Annotated in this window: 17 protein-coding genes and 1 tRNA gene; 4 read left to right on the top strand and 14 right to left on the bottom strand. The window is 64.8% G+C overall.

Annotated features, from left to right (window positions below; translation table 11 throughout):
- Positions 1 to 4: 4 nt before the first annotated feature.
- From ACFVVI_RS15270 to ACFVVI_RS15225, 10 genes are all read right to left on the bottom strand, one after another.
- Positions 5 to 694, bottom strand: coding sequence for a hypothetical protein (locus ACFVVI_RS15270; protein ID WP_387445805.1), 690 nt, complete (start codon positions 692 to 694; stop codon positions 5 to 7).
- Entirely contained in the window at positions 687 to 3755 is a 3069-nt protein-coding gene (dpdH, locus tag ACFVVI_RS15265) for a protein DpdH (protein WP_387445804.1), read from the bottom strand. Before dpdH ends, ACFVVI_RS15270 begins: the two co-directional genes overlap by 8 nt.
- Positions 3748 to 4629, bottom strand: coding sequence for a protein DpdG (gene dpdG, locus ACFVVI_RS15260; protein WP_387445803.1), 882 nt, complete (start codon positions 4627 to 4629; stop codon positions 3748 to 3750). Before dpdG ends, dpdH begins: the two co-directional genes overlap by 8 nt.
- Positions 4629 to 7229 carry a protein DpdF gene (gene dpdF, locus ACFVVI_RS15255; protein WP_387445802.1) on the bottom strand — a complete coding sequence of 867 codons (2601 nt, stop codon included), beginning with the start codon at positions 7227 to 7229 and terminating at the stop codon, positions 4629 to 4631. The genes dpdG and dpdF overlap by 1 nt, the downstream gene beginning before the upstream one ends.
- A complete protein-coding gene (dpdE, locus tag ACFVVI_RS15250) occupies positions 7190 to 10453 on the bottom strand; it encodes a protein DpdE (protein WP_387445801.1) in 3264 nt (1087 codons plus the stop codon). The genes dpdF and dpdE overlap by 40 nt, the downstream gene beginning before the upstream one ends.
- A 436-nt stretch (positions 10454 to 10889) precedes the next feature.
- Positions 10890 to 10962: transfer RNA gene (locus ACFVVI_RS15245), tRNA-Ala, on the bottom strand.
- 98 nt (positions 10963 to 11060) lie between these two features.
- Complete coding sequence (glpR, locus tag ACFVVI_RS15240) at positions 11061 to 12071, bottom strand: gephyrin-like molybdotransferase receptor GlpR (RefSeq protein WP_387445800.1); 1011 nt, start codon at positions 12069 to 12071, stop codon at positions 11061 to 11063.
- A 136-nt stretch (positions 12072 to 12207) separates the two neighbouring features.
- Complete coding sequence (locus ACFVVI_RS15235; protein WP_358109313.1) at positions 12208 to 12858, bottom strand: GNAT family protein; 651 nt, start codon at positions 12856 to 12858, stop codon at positions 12208 to 12210.
- Positions 12859 to 12870: 12 nt separating this feature from the next.
- A complete protein-coding gene (gene glp / locus ACFVVI_RS15230; protein ID WP_378993248.1) occupies positions 12871 to 14130 on the bottom strand; it encodes a gephyrin-like molybdotransferase Glp in 1260 nt (419 codons plus the stop codon).
- A gap of 39 nt (positions 14131 to 14169) precedes the next feature.
- Positions 14170 to 15096 (bottom strand): UTP--glucose-1-phosphate uridylyltransferase, encoded by a 927-nt coding sequence (locus ACFVVI_RS15225; RefSeq protein ID WP_378993251.1) that lies wholly within the window; start codon positions 15094 to 15096, stop codon positions 14170 to 14172.
- 150 nt (positions 15097 to 15246) lie between these two features.
- Between ACFVVI_RS15225 and ACFVVI_RS15220 the strand changes: the two genes are divergently transcribed.
- The 4 genes from ACFVVI_RS15220 to mscL all read left to right on the top strand — a co-directional run bounded on the left by ACFVVI_RS15220 (position 15247) and on the right by mscL (position 17589).
- Positions 15247 to 15846 (top strand): 5-formyltetrahydrofolate cyclo-ligase, encoded by a 600-nt coding sequence (locus ACFVVI_RS15220; protein WP_378993329.1) that lies wholly within the window; start codon positions 15247 to 15249, stop codon positions 15844 to 15846.
- Positions 15847 to 15917: 71 nt separating this feature from the next.
- Positions 15918 to 16235 carry an FmdB family zinc ribbon protein gene (locus tag ACFVVI_RS15215; RefSeq protein WP_378993253.1) on the top strand — a complete coding sequence of 106 codons (318 nt, stop codon included), beginning with the start codon at positions 15918 to 15920 and terminating at the stop codon, positions 16233 to 16235.
- A gap of 90 nt (positions 16236 to 16325) precedes the next feature.
- Complete coding sequence (locus ACFVVI_RS15210; RefSeq protein WP_387445799.1) at positions 16326 to 16994, top strand: SAF domain-containing protein; 669 nt, start codon at positions 16326 to 16328, stop codon at positions 16992 to 16994.
- A gap of 148 nt (positions 16995 to 17142) precedes the next feature.
- A complete protein-coding gene (gene mscL / locus ACFVVI_RS15205) occupies positions 17143 to 17589 on the top strand; it encodes a large conductance mechanosensitive channel protein MscL (RefSeq protein ID WP_378993257.1) in 447 nt (148 codons plus the stop codon).
- A gap of 73 nt (positions 17590 to 17662) precedes the next feature.
- On the opposite strand, the gene ACFVVI_RS15200 is transcribed toward mscL, so the two are convergent.
- The 4 genes from ACFVVI_RS15200 to ACFVVI_RS15185 form a co-directional block, all read right to left on the bottom strand.
- The gene (locus ACFVVI_RS15200) at positions 17663 to 18319 is read right to left on the bottom strand and encodes an MspA family porin (protein ID WP_379318356.1); all 657 of its coding nucleotides are present in this window, start codon (positions 18317 to 18319) and stop codon (positions 17663 to 17665) included.
- Between the two features lie 61 nt (positions 18320 to 18380).
- A complete protein-coding gene (locus ACFVVI_RS15195; RefSeq protein WP_378993259.1) occupies positions 18381 to 19049 on the bottom strand; it encodes an MspA family porin in 669 nt (222 codons plus the stop codon).
- Between the two features lie 344 nt (positions 19050 to 19393).
- Positions 19394 to 20053 (bottom strand): MspA family porin, encoded by a 660-nt coding sequence (locus ACFVVI_RS15190; protein ID WP_378993260.1) that lies wholly within the window; start codon positions 20051 to 20053, stop codon positions 19394 to 19396.
- Between the two features lie 66 nt (positions 20054 to 20119).
- Positions 20120 to 20800: an MspA family porin gene (locus ACFVVI_RS15185; protein ID WP_378993261.1), complete on the bottom strand. Its 681-nt coding sequence runs from the start codon at positions 20798 to 20800 to the stop codon at positions 20120 to 20122.
- Positions 20801 to 21097: the final 297 nt, after the last annotated feature.

The following is a 21097-nucleotide window of genomic DNA, read 5'->3' as shown; positions in this document are numbered from 1 at the left end:
TCACTCACTTGCTGGTCCTCTTCAGCGTGATCTGGTCATCGAGGTGCAGCGAACGCAACAAGGCAATCTCGTCGTCGGTGATCTGCGCCAACGTCGGCGGCCGATCATTCGATAGCCTGTCCACCAGGTCGGCCACCTCAGCCGACACATCGGCGACCTCGGCAAGCATGTCCGCCAACCCGTTGATCGAGGTGGTGAACAGACTGATATCGGCTTTGGACAATTCCTTGGTTCGAGACCACCGCTCCAATTCGTTGTGCTTCCTACGCGCGCCGGCCTGGTCTGCTTGGGGCAGCATTGGGATCCGTGTGAGTGGCAACTCGGAGATGCGGGCCGAGGCCCAGGTGGACCAGGCTGAGTGAGTCTCCTCGCCTACTCGCTTGCACACCGCGGTGATGCGTCGGTAGGCCCGTTCGAAGACGGCATCACCAGGGTTGGTCACTGTCTGAATGGTGTCTGCAAAGTCCTGATATCCCTCATCTGCCGCAGAGAGATCCACTCTCATCGACCCGATGGTCTCGTTCACCTTGCGAGCAAGTTCGACCTTGGTGTGCAAGTCCCCCAGCGAGGCTTTCAGCTTGGCAACCTTCTTGCCGATCCGGCGCGCCTCGTCGAGACCCTGCTCTGCCGTCGCGAGGCGGCGGATTTCGCTCCGCAAGTGCTCGACCTTCCCGAAGACTGTTGCCTCACTCATCGGTTGGCTCCTCGCTTCGCACTATGTCGGCCCATTCACGGACGATGGAACGGAGATTGTCCGAAGTTTCGGTCTCGTGCCCACCACTACGGTTCTTGGCTGACTCAAGCACTTCGTCCAGCCAAGCGTCACTCGCTTCCAGGAAGTCACGAATAGCGGGCAGTGCCACACCCCGTCCTCGGACCGCGACGATCAGTTTTGCTCTCGTCATCATGTCCTGGTCCTGGCCCGTTGCGCCCGCAAGTCGAGCGAGGTCATCCTCAAGCTCAGTAATCGCGTGCCAATCCGTGTCTTCGACAGCAGCTCCGAGGGTCGTCACTCTCTCGCTCTGAACAGAACTCAGAGGTAACCCGTGTTGCCTGGCATCGTCCATGGCGTCGAAAACGGCGGGTACGACGACCTTGGTCAGCGTCCCTCGGGCGACTCTGCGTCGCAACGCCGCCAGCAAATCGCGCAGTGCCTCCACCTGGTCCTCGACAAGGCGAGGCAGCAACAGGAAGCCTTTGGCCGCAGGCGAGACCCAGGCCGGCACCGAACGGTCTCCGACCTGCCATGTCCATTCCCGAGCCGCTTCGTTCAGCAGGGGAAGCAGATGCGCGGCATCGATCATGCGGACCTTGCCGCGGTCACCCTGCGAGATACCGACAGCATTTCGGATCTGCATCACAAGCTCTTGCCGTCTGCTCAGGTGGTCTGCCAGTGTCGAGTTCCACCGAGGCACACGGATCGCGGAGTCCTCACGGGTCCACCCTTCGCCGTCGTGCAGGACCATGTCGACCATCTCTGCCTCTGGCATGCCGGGTCGCGCATGGCCGGCCAGAGCGGCGCCGATCAATGATGCCCGCAGGCCCAGTACAAGATCGGAATCGGCGATCTCGTGCTTCGCGCGGATGGCTGTCGTGAGGTCGGCTGCCTTCGACTCAGCCAACTCTGCCAGTTGGTAGACGGCCTCCATCGAGGTGGGCGGGTGACCTTCCTTCAACAGCAGTACCGACTGGAAGAACTGCGCGTTGCGCCCGCTCTTCGCGAACTGAATCGGCGCCGACTCGGGGTCGATCTTCAGCCCACCCCGGGCCCCCCGGATGTGCACCGCGGAGGTACTACTCCATGCAGACTTGAGGGCTTCCTTCGTCCTGCTGTTCATCAACGGGTCAGCCCAGGTGTACCGCTGGACGACGACATCGGCGGCGATTGCCCTCAGATCGCGTGCGATGTTGGGCATCGCTTTCCCCTCCGTCGCCCATTCTTCGATCTCCTGGAGCGAATTTCGAAGGGCTGCAGACAGCGGGGGGTGGCCTGTGTGGAAAACCTTAGCGCGCTCGGTCGAGGATTTCGGCTTGTCCGGGGTCCGCGGTTGAGGGGTAGGCGATGTCTGCGGCGCCGCCAACCCGAAGGCGAGCCGTACTGCCGTCTCGCCTTCGAACGGCGACTGGGCATCGCCCCAGAATTCCAAGAAGGTGCTGTACCGGTCGACTTCGGTCGGGTAGGTGGATTCCACCGTGTCGAGCAGGGCACTGCCGAGTGGAACGTCGATTTTGGCCCTGCGAAACCTATCGCGGAAGCCTTGGTGGGGAAAGACGCTGTCACTGATGGGTTTGGCGTCCTCGACAAGGACTTTGTGGACTACCGACCCCAGGACCGCTCGGGGCACGAACTGGTAGGGCGCCTCCGCCGGAGCGGTGGAGTGCACGGCTCTGGTCAGTGCGGAGCGATTGAAAGGGTACAGACCATAACCCTCGTCGGAGACGCCGAACGTGGCGTGGCATTCAACCCGGAAGGGGCACGACTTACAGTGATTGGGAACCTTCGCAGCCTGCGACACCGTGTCGAGCACGTCGGCTCCGAGACGTGCGGCGTTGAGGTAGCGCGCAACAAAGGACGCCATGTAGTCCTCGCCTTGACCGGCGGCGTCGAACGGCGCGTCCAGATCGTAGACATACCCCACAGTCGCGTGCAGACGGGTCAGCACCGTCTCAGGCAGCGACTGGAAATAGCCCGTTGTCACCGCGAGTAGAGTTCGGATACGCGCCAGCACGTCGACACCGTCTCGCCGTGCGGGTTCGATCATGGCGTCCAACAGTTCGCGTTGCATGCCCTGAATAAGCGCGAAGTCCTCTACCAGGACGATGATTTCGCGGCCCTGACGGGAGTACTCCTTGCGCACCTCCTCCATAGCCGACACCAGGCTGCCCGCCCCCATATTGAAGGCCCGCTTGACCGCGTCTTCCAGACACTGGTTCAACAATTCGACGGCGGCATCCTTCATCACCGGGGTGGTGCTGAGCATGTTCAACACACTGGCGGTCATACCCGCGACCTGCTTGATCTCGGCGAACTCGAGCGGCAAATCTTCGCGGGTAAACCGTTCAGGGCGCTGCTGCTCGCCATCTCGGCGGTCATGCAGGAGTTGATGAGCCAGTTGAGGGATGAACCGTGTCGGCTCCAGCATGTAGGAGCGAACATGGGGGTCCTGCAGCAGGACAGCCACTCCACGAGGGCCACGCAGGACTCGGGTCGGCCCGGAGATGCCGTCCTGGGTGGTGGCTGAGAGTTCTTCTTCGATGCTGTTGATCAGGCGCCGAGCCAGCGCATCGGGCTCGACGCTAGACGAAAGTTGGTCGATCGCGCGGCGGAGTTCGGCCGCTTTGTCGGACTCGAGGTCGGCGAGGAGTTCGGCGATCACAGCTTTGAGACTGGTCCTTCCCTTCTCCAGATAGATGACCTTGCGGTCGCGTGTGTCCTCGAGTTGCTCGCGAACCCACCGGATGAGATGGGATTTACCGGTTCCTGATCCGCCGACGACGGGCATCAGCAGAGCACCGGTATCGGATTGTCGTGTCAAGAAGTCCGACAGAACCGCCTTTTCATCGACGACACCCTTTGCACGCACCAGGTTTTTCGCGTCCTCGCGGGTTCCCCCGGTCAACTGGCTGCGCCGCAGCCTCAAGGGAGCGTGCGTGGCCAGGAATATGGCGCGCGAGGGGCTCACTGCCTCGGTATTGATTGCGTGAGCTGCCTCGTCTGCGTGCCAGCAGGTGTGCAGAGTGAATTGCTCAGCCATTGATCCCCTCCGAGACCAGGATGTCGGACACCCGGCGGTTCGGGTCATCCCGGTCGGCGACGGTCACCGTACTCGCGCTGTCTGCGAATCGCTCGAACCGCAACCAGCCCTCGTAGCAACCGCGAAGAAGAGCGAACGACAGGGCAGGGTCGACAACCTGCTCCCCCGGATCCGGAATCCCCAAGCGAGTCGAGTAGGCGCCACCTGGCAACACGGGAATGGCTTGCCTGATTGTCCGCACCAACTCCACCGCAGGAACCGTTCTTCCTGCCGCATGGGCAACAGCTAGCACTTGACGGACCGCCGTCGTGCAGTCCGGGGTGAGCGCGCCCGAGTCGGAGGCCGAGGCCGGAATCAGTGGTGCCGCAGCAAGGCCCAGCATCGGTGCCCAGTGGCCGAATCGCGGCCACCGGACGTTACTCGGTGTCGGGTTCTTGGCTTCCACCGAGAAGCGATCCGCGCTCTGTTCGTCGACCTGCGCCCGGGTGATCGGAGGGTCGAGCGGGTCGAAGTTCAGGAAGTAGCACAGGACGATGGTCATGTCCCGGTTGCCGGTGATGGGGTCGGACTCCAACTTGGTGTTGCGTGCCGGAGCAAACAGGGCCTCACGCAGGCGCTGCTGAAAGTCCGCCAGAGTGGGCATCGCATGGCACAGCGACAATTTGCCGCTCTCGTCCTGCACAACCAACTCCAGTTCGAGCAACGTGCGCACGGTGGGCTGGAACGGTGGCTCGGACTTCATCCCGGCATTCAACGAGTCGGGGCTCATCAATGCCCTGGCCTGGCTATCGGTCAAGGGCTGTCGTGCGCTCAAGAGCCGGACCAGCGCCCACAACTGCGGGGGCAACGCCCGGTCGACGTTCAAGAAGGCCATCAGAGAAACTCCATCGCTGTCCGCACCGACACGGTCGGTCGATGAATAGTGGCAAACGGCTCCGACACCTTCTCCGGGTGCGCGGTAGTGGCCGGATGCAGGACGTACACGACGTCCCTGGAACGGATCCTTCCCACCAGATCTGTTGACAGATAACGGGTATCGGGCACGCCGACCCACAGCATCGGCCCCGCATACGCCCTCAGCAGATCGTCGTCCTGGTCGTGGATCACCGGCACCTGGCCCGCATCCCGTTGCAGGGTTGCCATCAACTCTGCGGTCGCACCGGGCCCGCCGACGACAGGTAGTCCTCTGCGCACCAGTGCGGTGAGGAGCCTGGGCACAGATCGCTGAAACTCCGCATCGCCGTCCCATGTGATGCTCAGACAATTCGCCGGCCCCCGGAAACGGATGAGCGGATCGTAGTCGACTCGGATCGGAGCCGGAAGAAACGGTGCGGGCGCGGCGGCGAGCCGATAGAAGGCTTCTCCCGCAGGTTTTTCCACCTGCCGACATCGGGGACATCCGCGGCAGGTCACCCCGACCGCGATGTCATCGCTACTGTAGTAGTCCGCGAGGACCTCTCCCATGCACTGTTGTCCGCTCAGCATGTCCCTGATGCCGTCGACGGCTCGACGCCGACTGCGCTTGATATCCCCGCGAACGTGCCTGATCCGCGCCGAGAACTCCTCCTCGCGGTTGGCGGCGCTGTCGAGCAGGGTGATTTGAACGAACCGATCCGCGGGCTGCCCGGGTGTTCCGAGTTCGTCGTCCCAGACATCGGCTCCGGCTTCAGGAGGAACCGACAACGACAACTCGATCAGTCGGGCACGGTGCATGAGACCGAGGATGTGCAGGTTCCAGCCGCGGTTCGATATCGAGGTTTTCGATAGATCCGGTCGGTAGCGGTCGAGGTCGACACGGTAGACCTGCGTTTGCAATCGTTCCGCCTTGACGAACATCACCCGCCATCGCTCGAAAGCCAAAGCGGCACTGATGAGCCGCTCGTCCGCCAGGCTCGCCGCGACCTCGAAATCGTTGTCGGTGCTCATCAAGACCGACAGGGACGGGCAGCCATCGCGCCCGCCACGCCCCACTTCCTGATAGAAGCGATCCAGAGATTCCGGCACACAGGCGTGCACGATCGTCCGAACATCGCCCACATCGACCCCCAGACCGAACGCCGAAGTACCGACCACAACGTCATAGACGGTCGAGACCTCTCCCGTCGAATTCCGACCGCTCCATCCTGTCATCGCGTCCTGCCGCTCCACATCGTTGGACTCGCCGGTAACTGTCGTGACTCGGTGCAGACCTGCCTCGTGCAATCGATCCCGCCACCACCGCGCCTCGCTGCGAGTGGTCACGTACAGCACCATCGGTTTGGGCAGAAGGTGAACGGCACTTAGAACCGCGGAAACGCGGTCCTCCTCGGTCGTATGGTGTGTGACGTAGAAGCTCGGCTCGTGCCGCAACTGTGCCGCCGAGACAACTCGAGTGCGCGCAGGATCACCGAACATGAACGTCAGACTGCAGATCTGATCATGTGTGAAGGTGGCGCTCATCGCGACCGTCACCGGTGCTCTGCCCTCCGGGGCCGCGGCAACCCACTGATCACGATGCCTGGCCATCGTCTGGAACGACTGGCGGAACCGAATACCCCACTGCTCCACCAGGTGGGCCTCGTCGATCACGAAGTAGCGGAAGTGTCCAGCGGCTGCGGCCTCCCCCAACGCCTGCGCGAGACCAGTGACCAAGGCCTCCGGTGACGTGAACAAGATGCGCTGCCGACCGGACTTGATCGCATCCCGAATCCGTCGCTTGTCGTCGTCACCAAGCCCGCCGAGATAAGCGAAACGATCGTGCGGCGCACCGATGTCGTGATGCCGCATCACCTCTCGGGTCCGCCGCTCCATGTCCAGCGCGAGCACCACGGTCGGGACGACAACGACGGTCAACCCCGACTGTTCAGGAGAAACCAGCCCCGCAGCCAACGCGACGGCGGTCTTACCCTGGCCGGTAGGCAGGCTGAGTACCAATGTGGTGCCCGCCTCAGCCAGCGCCACCGTACGAGCCAGTTGCCGCTGTCCAACCGACTTGTAACTTCGATGACCGAAGGCACTGGTCATGAACGGGTCAGCCGGCATTGCCACCGGAGTGAAGCGTTGATGAGCCTCGCTACCGAGGTGTACGTTCACCAGGTCTTCTGCAGCCGCCGACGACGCCAGAGACGATCTTGCAGTCTCTGGAGTCCATGGGAGGGCCCAGACGCGCAAACCGCCCGAACTCTCAACCGCTGTGCATTCGACGTTCGACCACTCAGAAAGGTCGGGGAGCGCCGGATCGAGGGGGATGACCAATCCTGCGTTGTTACCTCGGGCCGCAGCATCCAGTAGCACCTGTCTGGCGAGCACGGCAACGTCAACCTTGGAAGCGCGGTGGGTACCCAACCCGCGAACGGCGTCCGTCAGCCGGCGCTGAAGCCCAGTCGCGTTGTCGGAAGACGGGACGGTGGGCCATTGGCTGAATAACTGCTGTGCACCCGTCCACGAATCAGAACTCAACGGGTCTGCCTCGGGATCCCTGTCCGGACAACGCACATGGCCGCGACCACGCGTGCGCTAGGGCTGCGAATCCCGTCCATGAGAGCCGACGTCATGGCGCTGTCCAGGACCATCGATTCCTCATCGTTGACGAGTCGCCCCGCCGCGGCTCGCGCCTTGACCTGCGCCTGCATCACCCTCAAACCAGCCGTTGCTCGTCCCAATGCCGCCGTGGACCGTTCAGTGAGCTTCGCGGTCTCGGTCAGGTGAGCACGTGCCAAATGCTCCGCCTCATCACCAGCCTTACGAAAGCCTGCCCACCCGCCGAGCCGACCGATCAGCTCATCGAGTTTCGGTCCGGCGATGTTGTGATCACGCCGATGGTCGAGAGGGCGTTCGAGCCACCGCGTGGCCTCAGAGCCTGCCACGGCGCATTTCTCATCGACCTCGATCCACACACGCATCGTGAAGGGGGCGAACAACCGATCAGCGCGCCGCCGCAGCGCAAGAACCGCGCCGGGCGCATTGGGCACTCCTGCGAGCGCGACCCGCAGGTCGGCCTCGACCAAGAAGTCGAACCCGAAATAGACTTCCGGTTCCTCCTCCTGATACCGGGGGTCGATACGAGCCACGCAGGTTGCTTGCCCTCGGTCGTCGCTGTCTATGACATGTGCGAGGAGGTCGACGACCGGGTTGCCGATGCGGAAGATCCGCCTGCCAGGAGGCTGCGCGGCGACAGACCTGTTGAACACGCCTTTGCCCGAGTCCTCACCGAAGCGAGATCGGGCGACACGCAGGATGCTCGGGTCGACTCTGGGCTTTGATCCAGCGACGTCGAAGATCTCCACACGCCGACCATCGACTGATTGTTCCAGCCTCCGAATGTTGATACCGCCGTTCCTGTCCGACGTATAGCCCAGAACCGCGTCCCGGATCCTTTTCCAATCGGTTTCCAACGTGCTCATGGCATCTGCCACGTCATCGGCATAGGTGGCGGCGTGGTGGATCGACTCCAGCATGTCCATTTTGTCAATTTCGATCGCAGCTTTCCGCAACGCCTTCTCCACTTCTTCGGAGCAATCCACCAGCCCGTCCGTCCCGACCTCAAGGGCTCGGCTCCACACGGAGACCAGCCCGTGAGAGATCGCATCCTGAAGCGTCGACACCGAAGCGTCGAAGATTCGGTAGCCGTTGCACAGCAGATCCAGCCACGAGGCAGTCGATGGCAACTCCCCCTCCGAAGGCAGCACGATGTAGTGCGCGGCAGGACCCTGTGGCGTATTCCTGCCCCTCTCCACGAACCTGTCAACCCGGCCGAGTCGTTGTTCGAGCCGGTTGGGTGACCACGGCAGCCTCAAGTGGATCGCCGCATCCGCGACCTGGAGGTTCAGGCCGTCTTCACCGGAGTCGTCGCACACCAGCAAGCCACTCACCGCATCCCGCCAGCCGGCAACAGACTCTTCCGCGTCCTCCGCACTCATGGATCTCGTGTGCCGGAACAGCGGGGCTTTCGGAAACCGTGCCCGCAGGTAGGCGGCCAGGTCATCGGCGAGGGCACCACCACCACAGAACACGATCGTCTTGGGGTGCCGTTTCAGCACCGGCAGCAGGGCCTTGGTCACAGGCTCGAAGGTGACTGTGCCGCTCTCGGACACAGCCTTCTCGACCGCCCGCAGAATATCGGGTTCGTGGGCCAGGATCGGGGGAAAGGTCACGAGTCCGCGATCCACCGGGTCCAGATCGACCGACGGTTCAACATGCTCGACACGCAATCGCAGGATCTCGAGCAGGTCGCGACCGCTAATGCCTGTATACGACACGAGGATGCCGTAAACCTGGGCGTAGCCGGAATTCTTGTCGTCGACGCCCATATCCAGCAGGGCGCCGCGGGTGCCGGTCCGCCATTCTTCAACGAGCCCCTGGAGACCCTCGTCGGCAGCGGACTCCAGCTTCAAACGCCCTGGGAGTTCCCGCCCTCGCACCTCATACGGTACAAAGTCGGAGTCGGCCCGGTCTGCCAGAACTCGAGATCGCCGGTGGCGAATCGTCCGCCGGTGCAGCCGGTAAGTCTCGCTGATGTGTCCTCGCAACTCGCCGACACGCACCCTCAGTTCGTCCTCGTCGGCGACATCGGCAAGGTCGCCGTCCGGAGTCAGCAGAGCGAGCACCGCAGTGCCCAACTCCTCGACCCGCTTGTCCTCGGGCAGGACCGCCCGTACGCGGTCGATGTTCATCGGGAGCAACGGTGGCCAGTCAGCATCGATCGCGTAGGCGACATCTGCGAGCTCGGCACGTAGGGCATAGCGCGTCTCGAACGCCGCTCTGTTCTCCCAGCGGTAGACATCGGGGTCCAGAAGATGCAGCAAGCCGAGATGCGTGAGCAGGTTCGATGTGATGGGAGTGGCGGAGAGGAGCAGAAGTCGCGCTGCGGTGTGGGCCAACGGCACCAACTCGCGGTACGGCGACAAGTTCGGATCACCCCCTCGGACCAGCGCATGTGCTTCGTCCACAACGAGTAGATCGCTATTCAAATGTTTGACCCAGCCGGCGGGTCTCTCGTGGGCGAGGACTTTGATTCCAGCCCGCGGGAAATCGTCGGTGAAGAATTTGCCCGTCAACTCGCGAATCCACTGCCTGCGCAGCACATCCGGCGTCAAGATCGTGATCTTGGCCAAGGGGTTGTCGATGAGGGTCTGACGGATGACGAACCCCGCCTCGATCGTCTTTCCCAGTCCGACCTCATCGGCCAGCAGGTACCGCTGAACTGGGTCGCACAGGATCGTGAGACTGGCCTCGACCTGGTGAGGAAACAATTCGACCGCCGAGGACAAGAATGCGGGAACGTTCGCACACGCCGCACGCTGGCGGACTAGCGCGTTCAACATCGGTAAACGAGCCTGCCGAAAGAACCAGGGCTCGCTACCACCGGCCGTCAGCACATGCAGCGGATCTCGAACGGGGCGGTTCCAACGGACCCTGAGATCGGAGCCACTCACTCGCCGGTCATCGCTGCAGTTCGGGAACCGGACGAAATACGAGTCACTCTGTCGGGCAGTGACTCTCCCCGCGGTCCAGTCACCAGTGTCGGGGTCGCACCAGAACACCCGCGCTCCCACGGGAAGCGTGACGGGCTGACAATCCTGCACAAGAGCATCGACGGCTTCGACGACCGGTTCGGCAACAGACTCGAAGTACTCGATACGAACTCGGCTCCCCTGGACCACGCCAACGCGACCAATGTCCCATCTGCCGCGTTGCATGATGAAGCTGCCTGGTTGCAACGCCGATACCCTCCCGAACTCTGACGCGATAGGCGCCACATTGGTACGTGTGACCGACATCCCCCGTCAGCGCCCTCCCGCAACAGAGTACGGCGAGTCTCGCTGCCGCTACATCCTGGGTGGACAAGCCAGCCCGCTATGTCTGGGCCCGTTAGCTATGTGGGACTGTCGATTTGATGGGTCTTATCCAGTTCGATGCTTCAGGTGATCTCAGGCAGACAGTCAAGTCTGCGGCGATCAAGACGCCTGGACATCTGGTTCGCATTGCCGATGTGGTGCCGAACAACATGAATCCCGCGAGGTCTGGCCGCCTGTCGACCCGACGAAGCGGGCACCCGACCAAGCCACCAGACGAATTAGTTGTGAGTCGCCTAGGAAAACAAGTCAGGCCGGGTCCGAATTCTATCTCGGAAACCCAGCCTGACTGCGCATACTGTGGAGCTAAGGGGAATCGAACCCCTGACCTTCTCGATGCGAACGAGACGCGCTACCAACTGCGCTATAGCCCCGTACGGCTCTGGTGAACCGCGCTGTGACACTGTATCAGGGGTTGCGCCCCGATACCGAATCGGCACTCTGACCTGCTGTTTTGCGTGGTTACTACCAGCTACTCGCCGACGGCTTGACCGAGGTCTTCGACCCGGTTGCGGAGCGCGCGAGAGGTGGCCGGATCGAAGATCTCGAGGAACTCGAACCTCGGATCCTCGTCGTCGGTGTCGAGCAGGGTGGAGCGGCGGCGCAGGGCGCGTGCGGTGTCACGGTCCATCGTGCGACGGGTGGTGGCCGCCTCCGGGGTGACTTCAGCGGCCTCGTGGCGCTTGCCACGGACCAGGCGGGCAGCGCGCCTGCGGCGGATCTCCTCCTCCACGTGGACCTGCTTGCGCAGGTACGCGAGGTAGCCCGTGAGTACGGCAGCCGACAGCCCGAACGCCCACCAGAACATCGAGTTGAGCAGCAGCCCGAACGCGGCGAACAGGATCAGGCCGATGACCAGACCCATGACCGCGCGCTGACGGAAGCTGTAGCGGGCGGCGCGGGCGATGGCATCGGCCTCGGGGTCGTAGCCACCGCGACCACGGCGCGACGGGGTGAAGTCGTCGTCATCGTCGAATTCGGCGTCGTCCTCGGCCACGAGGTCGTCCAGCCGGGCAGGCGGCGCGGGTGGGATGCGCGCGGCGACGGGTGGTTCCTCGACGGCTTCCGCCGAGAGCGGTTGCGCCGCAACGTCTGCCGTCTCGTCGCCGTCGAGATCGGCTGTCGCGGTGGCCTCGCCGATATCGTCGGTGGCCACCTCGGCAACCGCTGCCTCGAGTTCGGCTGCGGGGGTCAGTTTTTCGTCGTCGTCTTCGGTGACGGGCTCTTCGGTCGTCATCCGATCCTCCGAATCAGTTCGGTGGGAGCGCTTACGCAGCACACGGGGTCGATAATCGGGGTCACTCTCGTGACCGCCTGCCGCGCCGATGCGGATCCGTCGTTCGGCCCCGCCACGGTGCAGCACGCGTGTGGCGAGCGCGGCATCGGTGGTGCGGCGGATCCGGGGATGCCGGTCCGCCAGGATCGGGAACAGGACGAAGACCCACAGCACAACCAGTCCGATCCACAGGATCGAATTCGGCATCGCGGTCATCACCTCCCGTCCCCACCTACGTGTTGTCCATCTGTGGACGCACCACTGACGTCCGTAGGTTAATTCGGGCAGACGCGCCCGTGTGGCAGGCGCGCCGTGCACACCTGCCACATGAGTAACAGAAATTTCACGGCAGCGCCGCCCGACCCTCCCTGACCAGGCGATCCACCACAGTGCCCATAACCTCTTCGACGGTCAGCCCGACCAGAAGATGATCGCGCCACGCACCGTCGACATCGAGGTAGCGGCGCAGCAGGCCCTCTTCCCGGAAACCGACATTGCGCAGAACCGCCTGGCTGGCATGGTTTTCCGGTCGCACGGTCGCCTCGACGCGATGCAGACCGACCGGCCCGAAGCAGTGGTCGAGCCCGAGCGCGAGCGCGGCCGTCGCCACACCCTGGCCGCCGAGATCCTTGGCCACCCAGTACCCGATCCAGCCCGACCGCAGCGCCCCGCGCACGATATTGCCGATGGTCAGCTGACCGCTGAACTGCCCGTCGACCTCGATGACCAGCGGGATCATCGCCCCGCGCCGGGCCTCGGCCTTCAAACTCGTCCACAGCGACGGCCAGTTGGACGCGTGATTGCGCGCCTCCCAGCTGCCGCGCCCGGTCGGCTCCCAGCGCTCCAGGTGGTCACGGTCGCGCAGCCGGATCCGGCTCCACGCGGCGGCATCGCGAAAGCGCACCGGCCGCAGCGTCACCCTGCCGCCTGCCACCATCACCGGACCGAGCCGGGCGGGCCAGCCGGGATGCTGTCCGGCCCGGAATACGTTCATGGAGTCCACTGGTCAGCCGCGCTGCGCCAAGAACGCGACCTGCACTTCGTCACCGGTACGGAAATCGGTGTCGTCGGGTTCCACCACGATCAGGCTGTTGGCCTCGGCGAGGGTCGCCAGCAGGTGCGAGGAGCCCGCGTTGCTGTTGCCGAGCGGCTGCACCAGATAGTCACCGGTTGCCTCGTCGCGCAGCAGTTGCGCGCGCAGATAGCCCTTGCGGCCCGGCATCGAGGTGATGGGAGTGATGGTGCGCGCGCTCACGATCCGCCGCATCGGCTGACGACGGCCGAGCGCGATCCGGATCAGCGGACGGACCATCACCTCGAACACCACCAGCGCGCTCACCGGATTCGCGGGCAACAGGAAGGTGGGCACCTCGTCGCGCCCGAGCCGTCCGAAACCCTGCACCGAGCCCGGGTGCATCGCCACCCGGTCGACCTCCAGCTCGCCGAGCCCGTCGAGGGCCTCGCGTACCTGATCCGAGGCCCAGCCGCCGACCGCACCCGCGATCACCACGACCTCCGAGCGCACCAGCTGGCCTTCGACCACATCGCGGAGCCGGCGCGGATCGGCGCTCACGATGCCGACCCGGTTCACATCGGCGCCCGCGTCGCGCGCGGCCGCGGCCAGCGCATAGGAGTTCACGTCGTAGACCTGCCCGGGGCCCGGGGTGCGGTCGATGTCGATCAGCTCGCCGCCGATCGAGATCACCGACAGCCGGGGGCGCGGGTGCACGAGCACCTTGTCCTGGCCGACCGCGGCGAGCAGCCCCACCTGGGCCGCGCCGATGATCGTGCCCGCGCGCACGGCCACGTCACCGGGCTGCACGTCGTCGCCGACGCGACGCACGTAGTCGCCCGAGCGAACCGGCTCGAAAACCTTGATCCTGGCCCGCCCACCATCGGTGAAGTCGACCGGCAGCACCGCGTCGGCCAGGGTCGGCATCGGTGCGCCGGTATCGACCCGCACGGTCTGGCGCGGCTGCAACCGGATGGGCTGACGCGAACCGGCCACCACTTCACCGACCACCGGCAGGGTGAGGTCGATCAGCTCGCCCTCCTCGTCGCGCACATCGACGCCCGCGGCGGTGACATCGACGCTGCGCACCGCGTATCCGTCGATGGCGGCCTGATCGAAGCCGGGCAGCGGCCGTTCGGTGACGATGTCTTCCGCGCAGAGCAAACCCTGGGCTTCGGATATCGCCACCCGGACCGGCCGGGGTGCGACCGCAGCCGCGGTGACCTTGATCAGCTGATCCTCAACCGAGCGCATCGAGCTCCTGAATCTATGGCGGCGGCGTATCTACCGCGTTTAGGCGACGGGCGACTGTGGATCCCACTCCGGGCTGAGCCGGAACTTCAGCCACTCGCGCAACTGCGGGCCGTATTCGTCCCGCTCGAGGGCGAAATCCACAGCAGCTCGAAGATAACCGCCCGGGTTGCCCAAGTCGTGGCGCGACCCACGGTGGACCACCACATGCACCGGATGACCCTCGGCGATCAACAGCGCGATGGCGTCGGTGAGCTGCAGTTCCCCGCCCGCGCCCGGCGTGATCCGGCGCAGTGCGTCGAAGATCACCCGGTCGAGCAGATAGCGACCGGCGGCGGCCAGGGTCGACGGCGCGTCGGCGAGATCGGGCTTCTCGACCATGCCCTTCACGCGCAGCACGTCGGTCTCGGCATTGTCGGCGCATTCCTCGACATCGAAGACGCCGTAGGCGCTGACCTGGGACTTCGGCACATCGATGGCACACAGCACCGAACCGCCACGCTCACGGCGCACCCGGCTCATCGTCTCGAGCACGCCACACGGCAGCACCAGATCGTCGGGCAGCAGGACGGCGACGGCCAGTTCGTCGTCATCGAGCACGGCTTCGGCCTGGGCGACCGCGTGGCCGAGGCCGAGCGGTTCCTCCTGCACGACCGAGGTCACGTCGAGCAGGCCGGGCGCCTTGCGCACCTTCTCGAGCAGCGCGAACTTTCCGCGCTCGGCCAGGGTGCTCTCCAGCACCAGGTCTTCGACGAAGTGGGCGACCACGCCGTCCTTGCCCGGCGAGGTCACGATCACCAGGCGGTCGGCGCCGGAATCGGCGGCTTCCGCGGCGACCAGCTCGATGCCAGGGGTGTCGACTACCGGCAGCAATTCCTTGGGCACCGTCTTGGTGGCAGGCAGAAATCGCGTCCCGAGTCCGGCCGCGGGTACCACCGCAGTGCGGAAACCGGAAGTCTTGTCTGTCATGCGCATACCCTATCCATTCAGTGCCGTCCGATCGCCTCTCCGCGACGATCCGGCGTCGGCAAGAGCTTAGGCGTCCGCCGTCGGCTCGGCCGTGCGCGCAAGACATCGGATCGACGCGCGCCTGTGCAGACTATGGTGGTCGCTGTGGATATGCCCGGTGAGCGCACCAAATATGCGTGGCGCGGCGAGATCCTGGCCACTCGCGCGCAGGTGGGCTCCGCCGAACACGCCGTCGACGCGGCGGCGCTCGCCGCCTCGGCAGCGGGGCTGGCCACCGACGATGACATCGTGTGCGCCTACGTTCCGGTCCGCGGCGAACCCGGCGATCTACGCATGCTCGACGCGCTGCGCGAGCGTGGCGCCACGGTGTTGCTGCCGGTGACCGGCGAGCCGGGTCCACTGAGCTGGGCGCGCTACGAGGGCGCGGATTCACTGCGCAAGGCCCGCTACGGCCTGCTCGAACCGGCCGGCGAGACCTTGCCCCCCTCGGTGGTGGCCGACGCCGCGACGATCCTGGTTCCGGCCCTCGCCGTCGATCGGCGCGGGGTACGGCTCGGACGCGGTGCCGGGTACTACGACCGCACGCTGGGCGCCGCACGGGCGGACGTCCGCCTCATCGCTGTTGTCCGGGATAATGAACTGGTCGACCGGCTTCCCGAGGAACCGCACGATCGGCGAATGGGCTGGGTGCTCACCCCGGGCGGTGGACTGGAACAGCTGGGCCGCGACCTCCCCGTTTCGCCGGAATGAAACGGCGATTCGCGACGTTGGCAGTGTCGGCGGTAGAGTGCTAGATCGACGAGAGACTTGCGGAGGATCCTGTGCCAACTTATTCGTACGCGTGCACCGAGTGTGACAACCGCTTCGACATCGTTCAGTCCTTCTCCGACGACACACTGACGGTATGCCCGCAGTGCTCCGGGAAGCTGCGCAAGCTGTTCAACTCGGTCGGCATCGTGTTCAAGGGCAGCGGTTTCTACCGCACCGACAGCCGTGGCGGCGCGTCCACCGCGAGCGAACCGGCGAAGACCTCGTCCGAGAGCACCAGCAGCAACGGGTCGAGCGGCAGCGGATCCGGCGGCAACGGAGATTCGTCGTCGAGCGCGTCGACCAGCTCCACTCCGGCCGCCGCCAGCTGACTTTTCGGCAGTTGTCCACAGCCCCGCGGTTATCCACAGGCGGGGCTTTCAGCGACTTTGCCGCAGGCCCGCGGCTCTACGCTTTCGCCCATGACTCGCAGTCTCGCCGATCTGGGACGTGGCAGCTCCTGGCGTTTCGCCCTCGGTAATCGTCCGGCCTGGGCCGACGCGTTGCTCGCCCGCCGGATCGCCGCCGCCGTTCTCGCCGTAGCCGCCGTCGTACTGTTCGTGCGTGGCGACCCCGGTGGAGCCAGGGTCGCGGTGGTGGTCGCCGCCCGCGATCTCGCGCCCGGCCGGTTACTCACCGCCGACGATCTGCGTGTGGACCATCACGAATCGCGTTCGCTGCCAAGAGGTTCCGTCAGCGAAACCGCTCCCCTGCTCGGCGCGACGCTGACCGGCGCCATGCATGCCGGGGAGACCTTCACCGATCTGCGCGTCGTCGGCCCCCGGTTGGCCGCCGCGGCCGCGGGCAGCACCGATGCGCGGATCGTGCCGATCCGGCTGGCCGATGCCGCGGTGGCTGATGTGTTGCGGGCGGGCGACCGGGTCGATGTCGTCGGCGTGGAGGATGCCGGCGCGCCAGGTGCCACCAAGCCCGCGCGGACGCTGGCCACCGACGCCGCGGTGGTACTCGTCACCGCGACGGGTGATCGGCGCGGCGCGGAACGGGTGGTCCTGCTCGCGCTGGATACCGCATACGCCGCCGCCGTGGCCGGTGCGTCGCTGCGGACGGCACTGACTGTCGTCTTCCACTGACGCCTCGCCGGTCGCCCCACGGTGTAGTTCGCGAGAAATTTGCCCGAACTCTCGTTAGCATCACACAGGAACCAAGCACACCGTTTCGCAGCATTCGATATGGAGCGCAGCGCCCCGGGCCGGCTCCTGTACGAAGGAGACATCGGCAATGCTCAAAGGTTTCAGAGACTTCCTACTCCGCGGCAACGTGGTCGACCTGGCGGTCGCCGTCGTCATCGGCACAGCGTTCGTCGCGATCGTCACCGCGTTCAGCGAGGGAATCATCAATCCTTTGCTCGCGCTGTTCGGCGGATCGAACGAGATGGGGCTGGGCTTCCAGCTCGTCGCGGACAAGCCGGCCACTTTCATCGAGATCGGGCCGATCATCACCGCGGCGATCAACTTCCTGCTGGTCGCCTTGATCCTGTACTTCATCCTGGTGGTGCCGGCGACCAGGATGAAGAAGCGGTTCTCCCAGGCCGACGAGGAACTCACCGAGAACGAGCTCCTCATCCAGATCAGGGATCTGCTGGCCGAGCAGCGCGGTCGCTCGAACGGCAAACACGGCCTCCGGGCCGAGCCGGCGCAACACACCGACGGCGACAACGCCTACTGATTCCTCACTGCCACAACGAGTTCGGGTCCTGCACACCGCGGTGTGCAGGACCCGAACTCGTTGTTGTGTTCGCTCAGCCGAGGCTGAACGGCGCGCCCCAGAGGGTCACCCAGCTGATGACGTTGTCGGTCTCCACCTCGACGCTCACGAAGGAACGAGCCTGGGCGTAACCACCACAGCCGGACAGGCCGATGGTCTCGTCGGCCCAGGTCACCGAGCCCGACCCACCCTTGAAGGCATTGCGGGTCTTGTGGGATTCGTTGCCGTAGTCGTCGGGCATTTCGAGATCGAGAACGTAGAAGGACTTCGCCTGGCCGGGTCCGACGGTGAGCTCGCCGCCGGTGTTCACCTCGCCGAAGCCCACGCCCTCCACCACCTCGGCTCCACTGTCTCCGAGCGCATCACCGCCGGCGATGTTGACCTGGCAACCCACGGTGTAACCGGGGAAGATCTTGCCACCGCCATCACCGGACACCGAGACCTGCGCGCTACCGGAAACCCAGGCGTTGCGATGCGCCGGGGTGGACCCCATGGACGGATTGATATTGGCGGACTCGCCGACCAGGCTGATGTCCACGACAGTGCCGTCGGACAGCGTCTTGGTGATGTGGCCGCCCGGCAGCGGAACGAAGGTGTCGGCGTTCGCCGCACCTGTGGACAGCAAACCCAATGCCACGGTCGTCGCCGCCGTGAATCCGGCTACGCGCGCCATGCTCTTACGGTTGATCATCACAGTGACCCCTCGAGGGTGAATTCGTGTGAACGAGAAAGAGTTTCGATTCGGCCGATGATCAGCCGATGCTGAACGGCGCTCCGTACAGCGTGGTCTTGGAGTAGTGGTCACCGATGATCTCGACCACCGAGTAGGACCGGGCCTGTGCGTAGCCCGCGCAACCCTGGATATCTATCTCCGCGTCCTGGTATTCCACCGAATAGACGCCGGGCTTCAGAATGTCCTTGGCGTCGATCTGCACGAAGGCGACCTGACCAGGGCCGAGATGAAGGCCGATCGCACCACCGGCGGAGGCGCCGAGGGTCGATACTCCACCGGCCAATCCGGCAGCGATCGCGTCGTCACCGATGCTCACCTGGCAACCCACCATGTAACCCGTATTCAGCTGCGAGGCACCATGCGTCGAAGAATTATTGGAGCCGGAACGGTTCGTCGGTCCGTTGTACGGCCCGACCTCGCCCTCTGGCGTGACCTGCACATCGGCGCGGGCATTGCCCGACACCCACACGACACGACCAGCACCGTTGGCGGCCAGCGACGGGGATACCACGGCATGCTCGCCGGTGCGACTCAAAGTGACACCGGGGCCCAGCTTCTGGCCGTCCGGCAACGGTACGAAGGTGTCCGCGTTGGCAGCACCGGCCGACAACAGGCCGATCGTCACGGCCACTGCGGCGCCCGCGCTCCACGCGCCGCGACGCCCGCGGTTGGTGCGGTTCTCGCTCATTCTTCCCCTCGAGGTATACGCAAATCCGACCTCGACCATCGAGGTCGATATCTGTGTTGCGCCCGGACCCAGCTGGGGTGTGTCACACAGGACAGGCACCGCTGGCAACAGGACAGATGCGCCCTGCCGGGAGGTGGATCGAGAAGCTGGTCGTCACCGGATCGGCGCGACTCTCAGCCGATCGGCGAACGAAAACGCAAGATGATTTCGACTGCCGGGGCAGTTGATTCGGGTTCAACATAGTGAGACTGACTCGTAATGTCCAGCGATACAAGGGTGAGCGCACAACAAAACGGGCCGGTCGCATAGCGACCGGCCCGTTTCGAGTGCGGGATACGAACAGATCAGCCGAGGCTGAACGGAGCGCCCCACAGGGTCACCCAGGAGATGACGTTGTCGGTCTCGACCTCGACGGACACGAAGGCACGCGCCTGCGCGTAGCCGGCGCAGCCGCTCAGGCCGATGGTGGTGTCGGACCAGGTCACCGAGCCGGAGCCGTTCTTGAACTTGTTGCTCTTGCTGTGCGATTCGCTGCCGAAGTCGTCGGCCTGCTCGCGGTCGAGAATGTAGAACGAGGACGACTGGCCGGGGCCGAGCGAGAGCTCGCCGCCGGTGGTGATGCCACCGGAGCCGTTGCCGTCCTGGTCGATCGCGGCTTCGCCGCCGCCGGATACGCCGCCACCCGAGATGTTGACCTGGCAACCCACGGTGTAGCCCGGGTAGATCTTGCCGGAGCCGCCGTCGGAAACGGTGACCTGAGCGCTACCGGAGACCCACGAGTTGCGGTGCACCGGAGTGGAACCCATGGACGGGCTGATCAGGGCCGACTCACCGACAAGGGAGATGTCGACGACGGTGCCGTCGGACAGCGTCTTGGTGATGTGTCCACCCGGCAGGGGAACGAAGGTATCGGCATTGGCCGCGCCCGTCGAGAACAGGCCGACGGCCACGGTGGCCGCAGCGCTGACGCCCGCCACCTTCGCCATGAACTTACGGTTGATCATAGGATTTGTCCCTCGAGGATTGAGTTCGCCGCAGCGAGAAGAAGATTCGTGCCGGATCGAAGAACGTCAGCCGATGCTGAACGGCATGCCGTACAGGGTGGTCTTCGAGTAGTTGTCGCCGATGACCTCGACGACGGTGTACGCCCGGGCCTGCGCGTAGCCGGCGCAGCCCTGGATCTCGATTTCCGCGTCCTGGTAATCGATCGCGTAGGTACCGGCCTTCAGGATGTCCTTCGAGCTGATCTGCACGAACTTCACTTCACCGGGGCCGAGGTTGACGCCGATGGAGCCGCCCGCGGTCACGCCGCCGGTGCTGATTCCGCCGGAGACACCGGCGCCGATGGCGTCATCGGCGATGCTCACCTGGCAACCGACGATGTAGCCGGTGTTCAGCTGGGAGGTGCCGTGCGTCGACGAGTTGTTCGAGCCGGGACGACCGGTCGGGCCGTTCCAGGGGCCGACCTCGCCCTCGGGGGTCTCGTTGACCTCGGCGACCGCGGTGCCCGAGACCCAGACGACGCGACCCGCGCCGTTGGCGGCCATCGACGGCGAGATCAGTGCGGACTCGTGGGTGCGGGTGATGGTCACGCCAGCAGGGCTGACCTTCTGGCCGTCCGGCAACGGCACGAAGGTATCGGCATTGGCGGCACCGGTCGACAGCAGGCCCAAGGCCACGGCGGCCGCGGCAGCGCCGACGCCCGCGGCACGGACGCCACGGCGCACACCGGTGGTGCGGTTCTCGCTCATACTTCCCCTCATCAGGTGTCTAACAGCCGGCTTCGACTTTCGAAGCCGGACAAATGGACCTCACAGGGCCCAGATCAGTGTGTCGCCCCTTTGTTGCCGTTACGTAACTAACTGTTATTTCGACGATACGGCCGGGGCCGGTGTGGCGAACCCGAGCCAGGGTTCCACCGGGTGGTTCAACGCACAGAGGTGGGAGTACTGCGGGGACCGATAGTTGGTGGCTCGATGGCGAACATTAAACGCCGTTACACGGATTCGGCAACGAAAGAGTTCGTAAATTTCACTGTGAAGCACGGC

The sequence above is a fragment of the Nocardia sp. NPDC058114 genome, from assembly GCF_042884695.1.
Taxonomy (GTDB): Bacteria; Actinomycetota; Actinomycetes; order Mycobacteriales; family Mycobacteriaceae; genus Nocardia.
This window is presented reverse-complemented; position numbering and strand designations above follow the sequence as displayed.

What these genes read in the sequence shown, in the direction of transcription:
- ACFVVI_RS15195 (WP_378993259.1), bottom strand. Translation starts at nt 19,049, where the DNA reads ATGAGCGAGAACCGCACCAACCGCGGGCGTCGCGGCGCGTGGAGCGCG.
- ACFVVI_RS15200 (WP_379318356.1), bottom strand. Translation starts at nt 18,319, where the DNA reads ATGATCAACCGTAAGAGCATGGCGCGCGTAGCCGGATTCACGGCGGCG.
- ACFVVI_RS15235 (WP_358109313.1), bottom strand. Translation starts at nt 12,858, where the DNA reads ATGAACGTATTCCGGGCCGGACAGCATCCCGGCTGGCCCGCCCGGCTC.
- ACFVVI_RS15210 (WP_387445799.1), top strand. Translation starts at nt 16,326, where the DNA reads ATGACTCGCAGTCTCGCCGATCTGGGACGTGGCAGCTCCTGGCGTTTC.
- ACFVVI_RS15185 (WP_378993261.1), bottom strand. Translation starts at nt 20,800, where the DNA reads ATGAGCGAGAACCGCACCACCGGTGTGCGCCGTGGCGTCCGTGCCGCG.
- mscL (WP_378993257.1), top strand. Translation starts at nt 17,143, where the DNA reads ATGCTCAAAGGTTTCAGAGACTTCCTACTCCGCGGCAACGTGGTCGAC.
- ACFVVI_RS15220 (WP_378993329.1), top strand. Translation starts at nt 15,247, where the DNA reads ATGCCCGGTGAGCGCACCAAATATGCGTGGCGCGGCGAGATCCTGGCC.
- dpdH (WP_387445804.1), bottom strand. Translation starts at nt 3,755, where the DNA reads ATGGCTGAGCAATTCACTCTGCACACCTGCTGGCACGCAGACGAGGCA.
- dpdG (WP_387445803.1), bottom strand. Translation starts at nt 4,629, where the DNA reads ATGGCCTTCTTGAACGTCGACCGGGCGTTGCCCCCGCAGTTGTGGGCG.
- ACFVVI_RS15225 (WP_378993251.1), bottom strand. Translation starts at nt 15,096, where the DNA reads ATGACAGACAAGACTTCCGGTTTCCGCACTGCGGTGGTACCCGCGGCC.
- glpR (WP_387445800.1), bottom strand. Translation starts at nt 12,071, where the DNA reads ATGCCGAATTCGATCCTGTGGATCGGACTGGTTGTGCTGTGGGTCTTC.
- ACFVVI_RS15190 (WP_378993260.1), bottom strand. Translation starts at nt 20,053, where the DNA reads ATGATCAACCGTAAGTTCATGGCGAAGGTGGCGGGCGTCAGCGCTGCG.
- ACFVVI_RS15270 (WP_387445805.1), bottom strand. Translation starts at nt 694, where the DNA reads ATGAGTGAGGCAACAGTCTTCGGGAAGGTCGAGCACTTGCGGAGCGAA.
- glp (WP_378993248.1), bottom strand. Translation starts at nt 14,130, where the DNA reads ATGCGCTCGGTTGAGGATCAGCTGATCAAGGTCACCGCGGCTGCGGTC.